The sequence below is a fragment of the Brachybacterium sp. 107 genome (assembly GCF_052379725.1).
In the GTDB taxonomy this organism is placed as follows: Bacteria; Actinomycetota; Actinomycetes; order Actinomycetales; family Dermabacteraceae; genus Brachybacterium.
Map to the genome: position 1 here is coordinate 24,508 of NZ_JBQSYW010000027.1, position 13,447 is coordinate 37,954.

Annotated in this window: 16 protein-coding genes; 8 read left to right on the forward strand and 8 right to left on the reverse strand. The window is 64.2% G+C overall.

What is annotated here, in order from left to right:
• Positions 1 to 361: 361 nt before the first annotated feature.
• Together ACT3UL_RS18060 and ACT3UL_RS18065 are read left to right on the forward strand one after the other, a co-directional pair.
• Positions 362 to 802, forward strand: coding sequence for a helix-turn-helix domain-containing protein (locus ACT3UL_RS18060; protein WP_443345870.1), 441 nt, complete (start codon positions 362 to 364; stop codon positions 800 to 802).
• Between the two features lie 75 nt (positions 803 to 877).
• Positions 878 to 1,465 carry a PIN domain-containing protein gene (locus tag ACT3UL_RS18065; RefSeq protein ID WP_406890736.1) on the forward strand — a complete coding sequence of 196 codons (588 nt, stop codon included), beginning with the start codon at positions 878 to 880 and terminating at the stop codon, positions 1,463 to 1,465.
• Positions 1,466 to 1,655: 190 nt separating this feature from the next.
• Here ACT3UL_RS18065 and ACT3UL_RS18070 read toward each other — a convergent pair whose 3' ends face one another.
• Positions 1,656 to 1,790 (reverse strand): hypothetical protein, encoded by a 135-nt coding sequence (locus ACT3UL_RS18070; protein ID WP_406890734.1) that lies wholly within the window; start codon positions 1,788 to 1,790, stop codon positions 1,656 to 1,658.
• Between the two features lie 511 nt (positions 1,791 to 2,301).
• Here ACT3UL_RS18070 and ACT3UL_RS18075 point away from each other — a divergent pair.
• On the forward strand, positions 2,302 to 3,183 hold the full coding sequence (locus tag ACT3UL_RS18075) for a TIR domain-containing protein (protein WP_406890732.1): 882 nt from the start codon (positions 2,302 to 2,304) through the stop codon (positions 3,181 to 3,183).
• Positions 3,184 to 4,105: 922 nt separating this feature from the next.
• Here ACT3UL_RS18075 and ACT3UL_RS18080 read toward each other — a convergent pair.
• Both ACT3UL_RS18080 and ACT3UL_RS18085 read right to left on the reverse strand, forming a co-directional pair.
• Positions 4,106 to 4,345, reverse strand: coding sequence for a hypothetical protein (locus tag ACT3UL_RS18080; RefSeq protein WP_147272051.1), 240 nt, complete (start codon positions 4,343 to 4,345; stop codon positions 4,106 to 4,108).
• Positions 4,338 to 4,958 (reverse strand): AAA family ATPase, encoded by a 621-nt coding sequence (locus tag ACT3UL_RS18085; RefSeq protein ID WP_443345872.1) that lies wholly within the window; start codon positions 4,956 to 4,958, stop codon positions 4,338 to 4,340. The genes ACT3UL_RS18080 and ACT3UL_RS18085 overlap by 8 nt, the downstream gene beginning before the upstream one ends.
• 486 nt (positions 4,959 to 5,444) lie before the next feature.
• Between ACT3UL_RS18085 and ACT3UL_RS18090 the strand changes: the two genes are divergently transcribed.
• Positions 5,445 to 6,809 (forward strand): replication initiation protein, encoded by a 1,365-nt coding sequence (locus ACT3UL_RS18090; RefSeq protein ID WP_406890727.1) that lies wholly within the window; start codon positions 5,445 to 5,447, stop codon positions 6,807 to 6,809.
• Between the two features lie 197 nt (positions 6,810 to 7,006).
• Here the strand turns inward: ACT3UL_RS18090 and ACT3UL_RS18095 are convergent, their stop codons facing one another.
• Positions 7,007 to 7,291, reverse strand: a complete 285-nt coding sequence (locus ACT3UL_RS18095; RefSeq protein WP_443345874.1) for a ribbon-helix-helix domain-containing protein — start codon at positions 7,289 to 7,291, stop codon at positions 7,007 to 7,009.
• Between the two features lie 63 nt (positions 7,292 to 7,354).
• On the opposite strand from ACT3UL_RS18095, the gene ACT3UL_RS18100 reads away from it, so the two are divergent.
• From ACT3UL_RS18100 to ACT3UL_RS18115, 4 genes are all read left to right on the forward strand, one after another.
• Positions 7,355 to 7,723, forward strand: coding sequence for a hypothetical protein (locus ACT3UL_RS18100; RefSeq protein WP_443345875.1), 369 nt, complete (start codon positions 7,355 to 7,357; stop codon positions 7,721 to 7,723).
• Between the two features lie 103 nt (positions 7,724 to 7,826).
• Positions 7,827 to 8,036: a hypothetical protein gene (locus ACT3UL_RS18105; protein ID WP_443345877.1), complete on the forward strand. Its 210-nt coding sequence runs from the start codon at positions 7,827 to 7,829 to the stop codon at positions 8,034 to 8,036.
• A 370-nt stretch (positions 8,037 to 8,406) separates the two neighbouring features.
• The gene (mobC, locus tag ACT3UL_RS18110) at positions 8,407 to 8,976 is read left to right on the forward strand and encodes a plasmid mobilization relaxosome protein MobC (protein WP_444579744.1); all 570 of its coding nucleotides are present in this window, start codon (positions 8,407 to 8,409) and stop codon (positions 8,974 to 8,976) included.
• Complete coding sequence (locus ACT3UL_RS18115; RefSeq protein WP_443345863.1) at positions 8,973 to 9,788, forward strand: relaxase/mobilization nuclease domain-containing protein; 816 nt, start codon at positions 8,973 to 8,975, stop codon at positions 9,786 to 9,788. Before mobC ends, ACT3UL_RS18115 begins: the two co-directional genes overlap by 4 nt.
• A 155-nt stretch (positions 9,789 to 9,943) precedes the next feature.
• Here ACT3UL_RS18115 and ACT3UL_RS18120 read toward each other — a convergent pair whose 3' ends face one another.
• The 4 genes from ACT3UL_RS18120 to ACT3UL_RS18135 all read right to left on the reverse strand — a co-directional run.
• A complete protein-coding gene (locus ACT3UL_RS18120) occupies positions 9,944 to 10,633 on the reverse strand; it encodes a hypothetical protein (RefSeq protein ID WP_443345864.1) in 690 nt (229 codons plus the stop codon).
• Between the two features lie 380 nt (positions 10,634 to 11,013).
• Positions 11,014 to 11,718, reverse strand: coding sequence for a hypothetical protein (locus tag ACT3UL_RS18125; RefSeq protein WP_406890715.1), 705 nt, complete (start codon positions 11,716 to 11,718; stop codon positions 11,014 to 11,016).
• 156 nt (positions 11,719 to 11,874) lie between these two features.
• Positions 11,875 to 12,825 carry a restriction endonuclease gene (locus ACT3UL_RS18130; RefSeq protein WP_443345866.1) on the reverse strand — a complete coding sequence of 317 codons (951 nt, stop codon included), beginning with the start codon at positions 12,823 to 12,825 and terminating at the stop codon, positions 11,875 to 11,877.
• A gap of 6 nt (positions 12,826 to 12,831) precedes the next feature.
• A partial coding sequence (locus ACT3UL_RS18135; RefSeq protein WP_444579745.1) for a type IIL restriction-modification enzyme MmeI occupies positions 12,832 to 13,447 on the reverse strand: 616 nt, incomplete at its 5' end.

The following is a 13,447-nucleotide window of genomic DNA, read 5'->3' on the forward strand; positions in this document are numbered from 1 at the left end:
GACAGAACCGTCGCACTGGGTATACCCCAACAGGTCATCTTGACCACAAGTACCCAGCGATCCCACAAGACATGCTGCACAGCATGCGGGGCAGAGTGCGCGCCGCTTCGATGCGGGGACCACTCCTTCTGCAGGGGGTGGACGAAACCGAGGATGCGAGTTCGCACCCGTGGTCTCCACTCGCGGATCCAGGCGAACCTAAGGTCGTCGCAGCGTCGACCGGCGTCGCCGGTACCAGCGCGCCGCGGCGGATCATCGCTTCCACGCGACTCACCATGCACACCACACCCCTTGCAGTTACAAGTGCAAATCACCTATGGTAGGGGCATCCGCGCAACACGCTGCACAAAGGAGGATCGCTATGACGGCAACCATGCTCGCCACGAAGCAGATCGTCATGAGCGACCAGACCGCCGACACCGCCCGTCACCTTGACATCCCCCGAGGCGCCGCCCTGGCCCTCCGCACCCAGGGGGGCGAGGATGTTGCGTTGCCCCCGGCGATCCAGCGCCTACTGCTCAGCGCACTCGAGTCGCTTGCTGATGGCAATCAGGTGACGATCGGCCGCGTGCCGAAGCAACTGACGAGTACGGTTGCGGCCGACATGCTCGGAGTCTCGCGCCCCACCCTGATGAAATGGGTGCGCGACGGAGTGATTGACTCGTTCAAGGTAGGAAGCCACACGCGCTTCGATCGAGACGAAGTTGCCCGGGTCCGAAACGAACGCATCGCGCAGCGGAGGGCGTCGTTCCGAGAGCTTCGCGATCTGGAAGCCGAGCACGCTCACCTCATCGACGACTGAAATCGGGAGCGCAACGCCGGGGGTGCCCATCGCAGACACCCCCGGCATCGCTGTGCGAATGGGTACGCTCTCCTCATGCCCCAGCGAGTGTTCGTAGACGCCAACGTCTTGGCAAGCAAGACATGCCGAGACTGGCTGTTCTTCCTTCGAGATGCCAACGAAGGCATGTTTCAGCTCCATGCAACGCACGACGTATTCGCCGAGGCGCTACGGAAGATGCGAACTAATAACCCCCGCCTTCCCGGCGCCGTGGTCGCCGCCATGGTGAAGCAAATCGAATTGTGCATCGACGAAGTGGTGCCCAACTTTTCCGGAGACTTAGACTTCTCCGGAACCGATGAAGGGGACTATCATGTGCACGCTGCGGCAACAGCCTCCAGGGCCGATAAGATTCTAACATCCAATAAGCCTTCAGATATAACACAAAGGCCGGATGATGAATACTATGAAATAGTAACCCCGGATGAATTTTTTACACTGGTGGCCGACTCGAACCCGGCATGCATAAAGCCTATAACGAGAGAACAACTTGAGTACTGGTGTCGGAGGGCAGAACGAGGCGAGTCGGTAACGACTCAGCTCGACGATGCCCTCCGGGCTGCGCAGTGCCCGAAGTTTGCTGATCGTGTAAGAGAGGCCCTGCAGCAGCTCGCCTACGAATAAGCACGGCTGACGCTCGAAACAACAAATTCCTCTTGTGTCCCAAGCGGCTGTTGACCTGGACGCGCCATCCGGCGCCCCGTCGCAGACCTATTCCGCCCACGCCCTCGGGTCAGCTCGAAAGTCAGCGGGATGGTCAATACTTGAAGCTCGTCCAACGATAGGGGCCTCCGTCGTGCCGAAGAAGCTCGATTCACTCCTCCTCCTTGCCGTGGACCCTTCCGGCCTTGACCTTTCGAAGGTCACCCTTGCCGCCGGAGGGCTTCGCGATGCCAGCGGTCGACTCGTCCGGCACGCACGCCCGGTCGCGGAAGAGCTGCTCAACCAAGGCCCCAGGGCTCGACCTGCCAGCTCCCAGGCTGCAGTAGCGGTGAGCATCGCCATAGCGGGGTTCGCCATCGGTATCGTTGCATCCGAGAACCGCGAGGTCATTGGGCGCAAGACTCGAGAAGCATGGTCGAAAGTCCGGAGACCTTCCCCTGGGCTCAGCGCGGATAACGAGCGTTCTTACGACCCGCTGCATGCTGATCGAACGGATCACATTAACGAGCTGGGCTGAGATCGGCGCCCTCCTCGGCTTCCGCGTAGCGCAACAGCCGCCCGTAGCGGTCGTCGTCCGCCCGGGTGTCGCTGAACAGCTGCATTGCGGTCCCTTCGGGCAGCAGCTCCTCCAGGCGCTCGGCCCCGGCCGCTCCCCCGCGCTGCCCGCCTCGTCCACGCGGGCGACCTCGGGGGTGTTGATCTCCAGTAGCCCCACCCGCTGCGACTCCCCCTCGGAGGCGGTAGCCTCGATTGTGTCGCCACCTATGAACGTCAGTGACGATCTATAAGGTGACCGTATGAGCGACAGCGTCTTCGTCGTCCACGGACGGAACACCGCCGCGCGAGATGCGGTCTTCACTTTCCTGCGCGCCATCGGCCTCAAGCCGATCGAATGGGACCAAGCCGTGGCGCGCACGGGCAGCGGATCGCCATATGTCGGCGAGGTGCTCGACCTTGCCTTCCGCGAAGGTCAGGCGGTGGTCGTCCTGCTCACTCCTGACGACGTCGCGTACTTGCGCACGGAGTATGCGCACGGTGACGACGACCCCGAAGCATCTCCCCGCGGCCAGGCCCGCCCGAACGTGCTGTTCGAGGCCGGTATGGCCTTTGGGCGTGATCCAAAGCGAACCATCCTCATTGAGATGGGTGACGTTCGCCCATTTAGCGATGTTGGCGGGCGTCATGTCATTCGCATGAGTAATGCGCCGGAGACGCGCCGATCCATCGCCAGTCGCCTCGAAACCGCTGGGTGCTCCGTTGACCTGAGCGGAACTGACTGGCTGAGTGCTGGCGACCTTACGCCGCCCTCACGGCCAGGCAAAGGGCTCCCCCTTGGGCGGCGGCTGCCCTCGGCGGACCGACACGGACCGAGCGTCGACGGGCGTTGGCTAACATCCGGCGGGTCGAGATTCGACAAAGTTAGGATTACCAATAATGGCGCGATACCACTTTTTGACGTGAATCTAGTCGTACCCGAGGAATTAAGAGAGCATATCGAGTTGCATAACGAAGGGCCAGTCTCAAAACTTCCTGCAGGAAAATCGTTCACCATTCCAGCTTGGACGTCACGAAAAACGATGGGGGCGAGCGGGCCGGCTCAGTTTGAGCTGCCCGTCACAGCCAAGATGGACGACGGGACACCGTTCAGGCAAGAAGTTTTCTTCGACATCATGGAGTGATCATGGAGATCCAAATGGAGCTACTCCTCGACAGTGATGGCTTCCTGCGGCGTGAGTGTCCACACTGTGAGCGTGAGTTCAAATGGCATCACGGGCCTACCGAGACGGCGCCCGAGTCATTCGTATATCCCGATGTTTATTGGTGCCCACAGTGCGGCCAGTCAGCGGCCCACAACGCTTGGTGGACCCCGGCGCAACTCGATTACCAACAGGCGTATCTCGCCGCAGTTTCGTCCGACATGGTGAACGACGCACTTCGGGATGCGTTCGGCACCCGCCGGAGCAAGAACTTCAAGTTCACTCCCGCTCCTCACACCGGTGCAGTGAACACTCCAGCGCCACCTGAAGAGCCCGACGACATGGAGATGATCGCCCCACCGTGCCATCCCTGGGAGCCTGTGAAGGTACCTGAGGATGCGGGCTCTCCCTTTTATTGCCTCCTCTGCGGAGACTCGTTCGCCGTCTAGGTTGTTCAAGACATCGGGTCAGGCTTGCGTGCGCATATACCCGGGCCAGCACGCCTGACTCATCTGCTACTGCGGGGCTTACCGCTGCGGGTTCTGCGACCTGTACTCCGAACAGAGTGGGGTGGGGGTCGTAGATCGTGGACGCCGAGGATCCAGTGAACCCAGGTATGGCCGCGGCCGAGCGCTCGAGAGAGAACCTGCATCGGAACCCCAGACACAACGATGTCGTGGCATGCCTGCGCGACGGCACGGGACTGCCGCACGGATGGGTGACACATGGCCTGTGGCGGCTGCGGGCATCGGGCCACGCCTGTGGCCTGGAGCTTCCGGTGGGGCCGGCCCCTTGTACTGCGTCTGAGGACTATCGGTACCGCGAAACTGAGTGGTGAGGTGAACCGCGGTCGGTAGGCACGCGGGTCGACCGCTCCCCAAACCCCCATCTGGTCATCTGGGGGCTACTTGTCTCGAAGTTCAGGGTAGGTCTTCTGGATCGCGTTCAGCACAAGATCTCGCTGGCTGATGCCATGCTCAGCTGCCGCGATCTTGAGCCGGCGGTGGAAGTCCTTGTCGAGGTCGATCGCGAGGCGCACGGTCTCGACGACCGGCTTCTCCGCGAAGCTGCTCGCAAACCCCTTGCCGGCACTGCGCGGGTTGCGACCCATGGCTGCCCCCAGCTTGTCGGTGTTCTTAGGCATCGGTGGCTCCCTGGAGGATCGTCAGGATTTCTGCGGCCAACTGGTCGTAGCCATGCAGCTCGGTCGGGCGGGAGATGCCGGCGACTTGGCGCACGGCTTCCCGCTTTGGGATGTAACTCTCGAGGGCGTGCACGCGCTCCCCCGATGCTTCGCGCAGCGCTGCCCGCGCAAGACGGAACGTCGTCGACCCAGTCTCGGCCCGGGCCAGGAACAGAGCCGCTCGCGTATCCCCGATCGCTTCGAGCGCGGACCATGCACGAGAAAGCTCGAGACTGGACTGCAGAGTCGGGATCAGGACGAGGTCTGCCGCGGCCGTTGCGGCATCGAGGACCTCGGCGACACCCGGAGGGGTGTCGATGACGACGAACTGCGTACGAGGCAGAGCGCGGCGGATCGTCGCGGCGGAGCCCGGGACGACCTCAAAGGGCAGCGCCACTCCCCCGTCCTGCGCGTTGTAAGCCCACTCAGTGGCAGACGCCTGAGGGTCAGCGTCGACGACGGTGACGTCGCCATGTTCAGCGAGGGCGGTCGCGACGAAGATTGAAGTGACCGTCTTGGACACCCCACCCTTCGGGTTCAGGCACGTGATCACAGTGGTCATGTGGGCCACCATATGACCACTCCCCCATCTGTGCACAACCCCGTCTCCCCATGCGTTGCTACCCCCAGATGGGGAGATGGGGAAATGGCCAGGGCGGGGAGCGTCAACGCAGGTCAGCGACACGCTGGGGGTGTAGCAAAAGCGCTGCGCACCGGGATCTGGCGTGTAGCGTCGTCGCAACGACAGAAAAATGAGCGCCCAACCGGTGGCAGCCAGTTGGACGCTCGCTTCACCCCGAACTATGAGCTTCGGGGAGAAAGCCTGGTCATGACCATACCTTCGTCTCCCGACAGTGGGGGAGGGGACACGCCCAGCGTGTCTCGCACAGCACAGGCGCCGATCTCAGCGCGCCCGTGGGACGACCTCGAGCCAGGACCGCGCCCCTCACAGTGGACCGACCCATCCACCGGTCAAGCGATCCACAGCTACAGTCCCGACTTGTTCGCGGCGCCGAGCGCACCGGGGATCCGCTCCTGCGGGTGGGATGACATCCAAGCCATGACCTTCCTGCAACACCTCGGTAGAGATGCCTTCCAGGCCAGCCGAGACCGTGACTTCTCGAAAGCCTGGAAGAAGAACCCCGAGACAGGGGAGACCAAGCCCCGCATGTTCCCTGTCGGGACGCCAGCACTCGAACGGTGCCAGTACGCCGTCCTGACCCATCCCCAGTACACGGCAGCGCTCGTCTTGGACATCGACCGGCCCAGCCACGAGAGCGGCGGGCAGGTCACCAATCTTCACTCCAAGGTCCACACCGTCCTGGACCGCCTAGCTGTCGCTGGCTACGGCCCTGCCTGGCTGGGGATCAATCCCCTCAACGGGAAGGCTCAGGCGATCTGGCTGATCGATCCGGTCTACGCGGGGGAGGGACGCTCGAGTCCGAACACCCGTCTCCTGACGATCGCCACGACCGAGCTGAACCAGCTCCTGGGTGGCGACCTCGCTTTCAGCCACCGCTTCTCCAGGTGGCCCCTTCACAAGTCGAGCGACCCCACGGCATACCGTTGGCACTGCCAGCACAACCAGATCGTTCGCCTGACAGACCTGGTGGCGGAGGTTCGCAGAATGACCAACACACAGACCCCCGGACGAGGCGAAGGGGAGAAGCAGTACCCCAGCGGTCGAGACCGTATCGAGGCAGCCCGCAAAGCCACGGCTGAAGCGAAGATGCTGCGGGAGCTCGCCGAGCAGCTGCCAGAGACCGCCCAGGTCGCGCCAGCAGCAGCAGGCGTGATCGACGGCGTTCGAGTGATGTGGATCAGCACAGGACGAGCCGCCCGCGACGAAACCGCCTTCCGCCACGCTCTGGCCACAGCACACCGCCTCAAGAAGGCCGGAGAGGCACTCAAGGACGCGAAGCTCATCGACGCCTACGAGCGGGGCTACAACGTCGCCCAAGCCGTCGGAGGCGATGGCCGCGAACCGGACATGCCTCCCATGCGCGACCGTCTCACCATGGCCCGCCGTGTCCGCGGGTACGTCACCGCCGGCGTCACGAACCCCACGACACGTACAGGCGGCGCCACACGCATGTCCAGCGCCGGCCGCAAAGCCCTGGCAACCCTCGGACGCCGCGGAGGCCAGCGCGCCGCCGAGCGATGGAAAGACCCCGAGAGCGAGTACGCACAGCAACAGCGGACCAACCTGGCTGCCGCGAACCAGAAGCGAGAGTGGCAGGGGACTGCGCTCCGCGCACAAGTCCAGAGCACCATCCTGTCCATGCGGGTCCAAACAGGGCGCGACCCCTCGACCAAGGAGCTAGCGGGGGAGTACGGAGTCAGCGAGCGCCGCATCAGGCAGCTACGCCGCGAACTTGGCCTCACTGCGAAACCAGGGCGCCCAACGAAAAGGGAAACGCCGTAAGCGGTATACGGTTCCCCCGCGCCCCTCTGGCGCGAACTCCATCCTTGTAACTCCTACAGCGCCCCGCAGACTGGAGCTTCCTCTTGCTCTGAGCATGTCAGTACCACCCGTAGATGAGTTGCTGGATCAGACACTTCCGCTGGGAGCAGCCGGCTACGCAGTGAGCCCATTCGGGCGGAGCCCCTCCTTCGAACGCGTCAGCGATCCTCCTGCGTCGGATCATGCAACTGATCCATGAAACGGCTGTACTTGTCGAGCTCCTGGCTACGCGATTCGGTGTCGTGGTGCCAGTACCGCTCCTTGAGGACCGGAAGCATCTCCTGCACGGCAGCACGTAGGTAGAACCCACGGGAGCGCCCGGTGTGCTGCGCGAGCCGGTCGAGCTCGGCCACAAGCTCGGTGTCCATACGGACGGATACGACCTTGTCCCCCAGCCGCTCCAGACCGCGCTTCTCATTGGCAGGCTCGTAGATCTGGCTCATAGTAAACAATGTTTACACGTGGCTCTCCCGCTGTCATGCTGGAACCAACATCGAGGACTGGCGGTGATCACTGTGTTGGGTTGGTCGGGATACCTCAGGGACGCGAGCACGGGGGAGCGCCTGGGCTACCTCGGGGATCTACACGACTACGGCGACCTCGATGCCCGCGCACTGATGGGGGAGATCGAGCAGGAAACCTGGGGCGGGTATCCTACGACGTTCACTGGCCCCGCCGCTGCATTCGCCAGTTGGATCGAAGCTCTCAAGGAGAGCAACTTCCGCCAACGACTCGTCCGTACCGAGCAGTCCAGCGAACACCCCGGGGGAGCGCGAACCGCGACCCCGCACGAGGCGAAGAAGATGGCGACGGACACGCTGCGATCTGTCGAGCCCAAGCGCCGCATCCGAGTAGACCTGTGGGACCAAAGCTGACCACTCCAAGCCTCGCGCCTCGCCACCACCCTCGAGGCGCAGCAACGGCTAGCAACGCTATGCACGGCCGCAAAGAGAGGGAAGCGCAATGACGCATGAACCGATGAGTGTGCGAGTAGAGGCGCATCGATGGTCCAGTGGATGGGAGCTGCACATCCTCGGCAGCGCGGATCTGATCACGCAGACCGAGTCCGGCTGGGACTCGTTCGACGACGCTGAGCGGCAAACGCGGGACTACCTCGAGACCGTCTTCGACGGCGCCGACTTCTCCCGAGTCTCCTTCAAATTCGTCGAGAAGAGCGACGCACGCTAATTCGCTCGAGCGGCGTTGCGGCGGCGTGGCACGTCGGAAGATCCGGTGCCGGCTGGCCCTACGACCCCTCGTCGGGGTCGTACATCGACGCTACGCGTCGATAGCCGGGGACCGACCCGGCCGCGCGTCGTCCCTCCTTTGCGGCCGCGACCGGCCCGGTCCCCGGCCCCTGTTTCCAGCGCGCTGTGTTCCTCCTACGTCGGAGCGCTGGAAACGATGCAAGGTATGATTGAGCGTGACACAACGGGGCGCACCGTTCGTTCCTCACTGCCCCGTCGTGTCCCACTCAATCCACCTTGCTCCTACGCGGAGAGCGTGGGCGACCTGCCGGTCGCGGTCTTCGCCAGGGCTCAGACAAAGGAGGCGCATCGTGCCGATCAATCGACACGCTGGCCGCCCCGAGCCGATCTACGGGACGCCCCCGGCACCTGCCGCGGAGCCGGCAGCTCCTGCAGAACAGCAGCTGCCCGCGTGGCTGCAGGACGTCATCGCGCAGTCGAACCGCGAAGCCGCGCTACGCCGCGAGGCGCAGCCCGAGCAACCCGATTCCGCGACCCGCAAAGGCGCGGGGCGTCCGACGATGGGCGATGCCAAGCGCACACACCGCGTGGGCATCTCGCTGAGTGCGGACGAGCTTGAAGCGTGGCGACACCTTGCCGAAGTCGACGGCAGGGGATCAGTCGCACGATGGGCGAGGGAACGCGTGATGAGCTCGCTCGCCTTGCGCGAACTCGGGCACAGCGAACTCGGCGGTGAGGTCGCCGGGTTGCGCGCCGACCTCGGCCGCGTGGGCAACAACCTCAACCAGATCGCGCGCGCACTGAACGTCGCCGAGCGCGGTGGCCCCGAGGGGCCAAGCACCGCCGAGCTGCTCTCAGCCATCGAAGCCACCCGCGCAGAGCTCGCCGAGATCCGCGCATGGACACGGAGAGCACCGTGATCGCCAAGATCACCCGGGGAGAACGCGTAGGAGACATCGCCGCGTACCTCCACGGCCCGGGCAAGAGCAACGAACACCAATACGTCAAAGACGGGCAGCGCCACTCAGGAGGCATGGTGATCGCCTCGAACATCGGAGCTGAAGGCGCGACCGATTCCGCCCAATGGGCAGCCGACGTACGACACACTCAGCGACAGCGCCCCGACATCACCAAGCCGATCTGGCAAGCCTCTCTCCGCGCCGCCCCCGGAGATCGAGTGATGGGCGACCAAGAATGGGCGGACATCGCCTCACGCTTCATGGACGACATGGGCGTAGGAGAACACCCCTGGGTTGCCGTGCGACACGGAAAGGACCACATCCACGTCGTCGTCTCCCGCGTCAACGACACCGGCGAGGTGTGGCACGGGCGCAATGATCGCCGGCAAGCACAGAGCGCCTGCACCCGCATCGAGAAGCAACACGATCTCGAGCACGCGCCTCGGCAGCGAACCCAGCAGAAAAAGACCGTCACCCAGCAGCGTCAGGAGCACCGCGAGGCCGCCACCGTCGCTCCCGAGCAGCGCCGGCTGCGGCGTCTCGTCAAGCAGTTCACTCCCGAGCAGTGGGAAGCCCTCGACCCTGAGGTGCAACGGGTGATGCGTATTGACAGCCGGGAACGCGTGCCGGGCGCATACGTCAGACCGAGGGACACCGCGCAGGCCGGGAAGCCAAAGCGGTCAACAGCGGCATCTGATGCCAGCGCGACCTCCTACCGGCAGCGCACAAACCCCCATACCCCCAACCGCAACGAACAGGGGTACAGCCGCTAGAAACCCCCGGCTCGCTCGACGGACGAGCGGAGGTGCGTTGCGCCGGGGCAACTGTCTTCGGTGCAGTAGGCCCGATTGAGTCGTCCCGGACAGCATGAACCCCAGACCCCCAATTGTCCATATGGGGATCTGGGCTGCGGCGGTGTTGTGCCTGTTCAGGGGGCAGCGAGAGGAGATCGGGCCAGAGTGCTCGACAGGGAGGAGCTCGCCTCTATCCATGTCGCTAGGTCAGAATCGATGTACCCAGCGAGCTCCTGGAGCTGCACTCGAAGTCCCTCACAGGGGAGGTTCCAGATCCGGTGGTGATGGCCGATGCGATTGCGGAGATCGCGAAGCGCCTCGAGCCGGTCAGCCACCAGTGCACGGTTACGACTCGGCGCGTGAGGGAACGCTCCGGCTAGATCAGGCCACAGCGAAGACGCGAAGCGCTTGGAGACCAGCTGATGCCACAGCCCGAGCGATGTCTCGGAGATGATCTGTCCGTGATCGAGCGGCTTGCCGTTGTCGTGGACCCGTCGCCGGGCGCGGTCGATGTCTCGGTAGGGCTGCCGATGGCGAGGACGAGCGTTGATGAGATCCCGACCAAGAGCACCTGTCGGATCATCCAGCCAGGAGCCAGCATGGCCGGCACTCTGGTGCCTCATCGTCATGCGCTCATCCAAAGCGTTGCGCACCGCCACCTCGAGATGTCCGAGATCGGTGAAGAACGCGGCCGCGAGCTGACTGTTCCAGACGTACAGCGCATGCGCGAGATCGCGGTCGTCGCCGGCCGCCACGAGGTAGTGATGCAGGCGGGCAGCGCTGAAGTGATGCTCCGCGACTTCGTAGCTGCCCTGCTTGCCCACGTCACACATCCCCAGTATCGTCTTCAGTAACACCCCGGAACCGTCCCTGTAACTCCCTTGGGAGTCGATCAAACGGCCGGGGTTTTGTCTTGCCTGCCGCGCCACCTCGGGATGCCAGTAGGTACGAGGGTACGTCGAATGGGCCGGTGACCCTCAGAGGCCGGGCCACTCCCGAACTGCTTGGCGGGTCGCTTCGGATTGGTTCAAGTGCTCGCCCTCGGCGCGCCCCATTAGCGCTGCGAGTTCCTCATCCGTGAACCGCACTGGCGCCACCTGCGCCGGAGAGCTACCCCGCGTGGGCCGCCGCTACTGCTTCCGTAGCCGCTCCACGTCGTAGCCAGCCGCGTACAGCTCGGGAGGGAGTTTCATCTGCGAGCGGGTCACTGGATCACTTCGGACCCTGTCTGTTCCGGGTCGGGCTCTTCGGCTGTGTTCGCGAGCTCGCCCTTGGCGCGCCAGATGGCGTGCTCGTAATGCGTGGGGGTCTCTCCGCGGGGTTCGAACGCGTATGCCTGCATCACCAGCTCGCGCGCCGTGCGAGCATCTACCGGCCCCATCCCCTCCGCTGCCAGCGCGGCGTTGACGAAGCGCACGATCATGCGGTCGGCCTTCACCCCGGGAACGCCGAGGAGCATCTGGAAGTACTCGCACGTTACCCATCCCAGGCCGTGCACGCCCGTGTAGGCAGCCTTCACCGCTGCGGCGTCCGCCACCACGAGGTCCTCTGCCGTCGCGATCGGAGGCTCGAGTGCGAGCAGCGCTTCGGCAGCATCGATCACGCATGCTGCCTTCGTCCTCCCGCCCGTCTTGGTGCGGCCCATGATCTCGGCCAGATCCTGCTCCCCCACTGCGGCAAGCGCAGCGAGGTCATTCATGGCCTCAGGGTATTTCGCGTTGAAGGTCTTAAGGCGCCCACTGACCCCCTTGGTCGGATCTTTGACCTGGTACTTCGCTCGGATCGAGAACACTGCATCGACCAGGGCAGTGCCGACGTAGCCTCTCCACCCCCCGCTGTAGGCGGTGAACTCTTCGTGATCTAGCTTGGCGGTCTCGGCGACCACGGCTCGGACCTGCTGTTCGAACATCAGTGACTCCTTAGTGAAGGGCCTATGCAAGTTCTTCATCGGGGGCTGCCGTGTCATTGCGGTGCTGTGAGGTGTGGGCCCAGCTACCGGGGCGTCCGACGTGACGCGGCAGCGGCTGGGCTGCCTTGGATTGTTCTCGCGGAGTCGACTTCCCGCTCACGTGAAGCGGTCGAACCACGACTCGTTGACTACGGGGGCGAGCTGCACGCCGAGCTGTTTGTCCAGGACGAGTTCGGCGAGTCGGTTTCCGTCGATGAGGTCGACGGTGGGGGTTGCTGAGATGGCGGCTTTGCGTGCCGGCTCTGTGAAGCGTCCAAGGGTGACGAGGATGGCGCGTTCGGCGCCCTTGGTCTGCGCGTCCCGCTGGAACAGCGCGACGGTCTCACGACCGATGGGCTTTCCCTCTGGGTTGTAGCGCTTGACCTGTACTGCTACTCGGGATGAGAGGACGGCGCTAATGGGTGCTCGTCCGATGCCGTCGATCCCTTCATCGCCGCTGCCGCCTATGCGGGTGAGCTCGAGGCCGTGCTCGCGGAGCATGAGTAGGACGAACTCTTCGAACCCGGTCGGGGTCAGCTGGTGCAGTCGCGTGAGGAGAGTGCCGCGCCAGCTGATGTCGGAGACTTCGTCGGCGGTGTCGAAGCGTGCCGTCTCCGCATCGACCGGGGCGTCCCCAGCGTTCTCCTCCGAGCTGTTCGCTATCTCCGGGGGGCCGGGAGTGGCTGCGTGGCGCTGGCGGTACTCGCGGCGTTTTTCCCGGTCGATCTCGACCACCCTCGCCGCTGCATCGCTGAGCGGCATCCGCAGCAGCTCGTGGCCGAATGTGGTCAGGGAGGAGACCCCGCGGGCGGGTTGATCGAGCGCGCCGATGTTCTTCGCTGTCCACCGTGCCCACTCCACGCGGTCCTCGAGCACAGACGAGGACGGCTTGTTCGGGTACATCACCGCGACCATGTCGTCGGCGCCAGGCAGCGTTGCCAGCACCTCCTCTCGCACCTCTCGAGCCTTTCCCGATCCGCCGAGAGTCTGCACAGCCGTCAGGACAGGCATGATCAGTTCGGTATACCGGGGAAGACCCTCCGGGCTCATGTCCGCAATGGCCCCCATCGCTCCTCAGGCTCCCGTCAGTTCGGCGTAGCGCTTGAACAGCACCTCTTGGCGCTCTTCCTCGGTGCGCAGGGGCTTCCTGGCCCCGAAAGCCTTGTCGACGACTCGGTCCAAGGCATCGTGCGCCTTGAGAAGAGTGGGGTCCATGGCAAGGGGGTTGTAGTGGTCTGCCAGGGACCGCCCTGGATGCAGGGCACGTGCATCGAGCACGGCACGGCCTGCGGCGATGATTTTCTCTCGAGCGGAGTCGCTCACCTCGGGCAGGGGGAGGTTGTTCCAGACGACGGTGGCAGAAAATCGGAGGTCAGACTTGATCCGACCGCCAGTTGCGCGCTGCCAAGCCATGTACATGGAGCTGCTGATGATCGCGAACAGATACCCCGTGGGGTCCTCGGCGGTGAAGTTTGCGTTGCCGGCAATGACTTCAGGTTCGAAGTGGGCGACGGTCGCATACCGGCGTGTCTCGGAGAAGTGCGCGGGGATGCAGACGTAGGAGACCAGGGGTCTGCGCGCGTTCGGCCGCATGAGGTGGGGGATTGTCCGGAGCTTGTAGGCGTCACCGGTGGTCTTCTGTTGCGATCTCCATGCACGGCACCCCTCGACCCGCTCAGTAAGGAAGGGG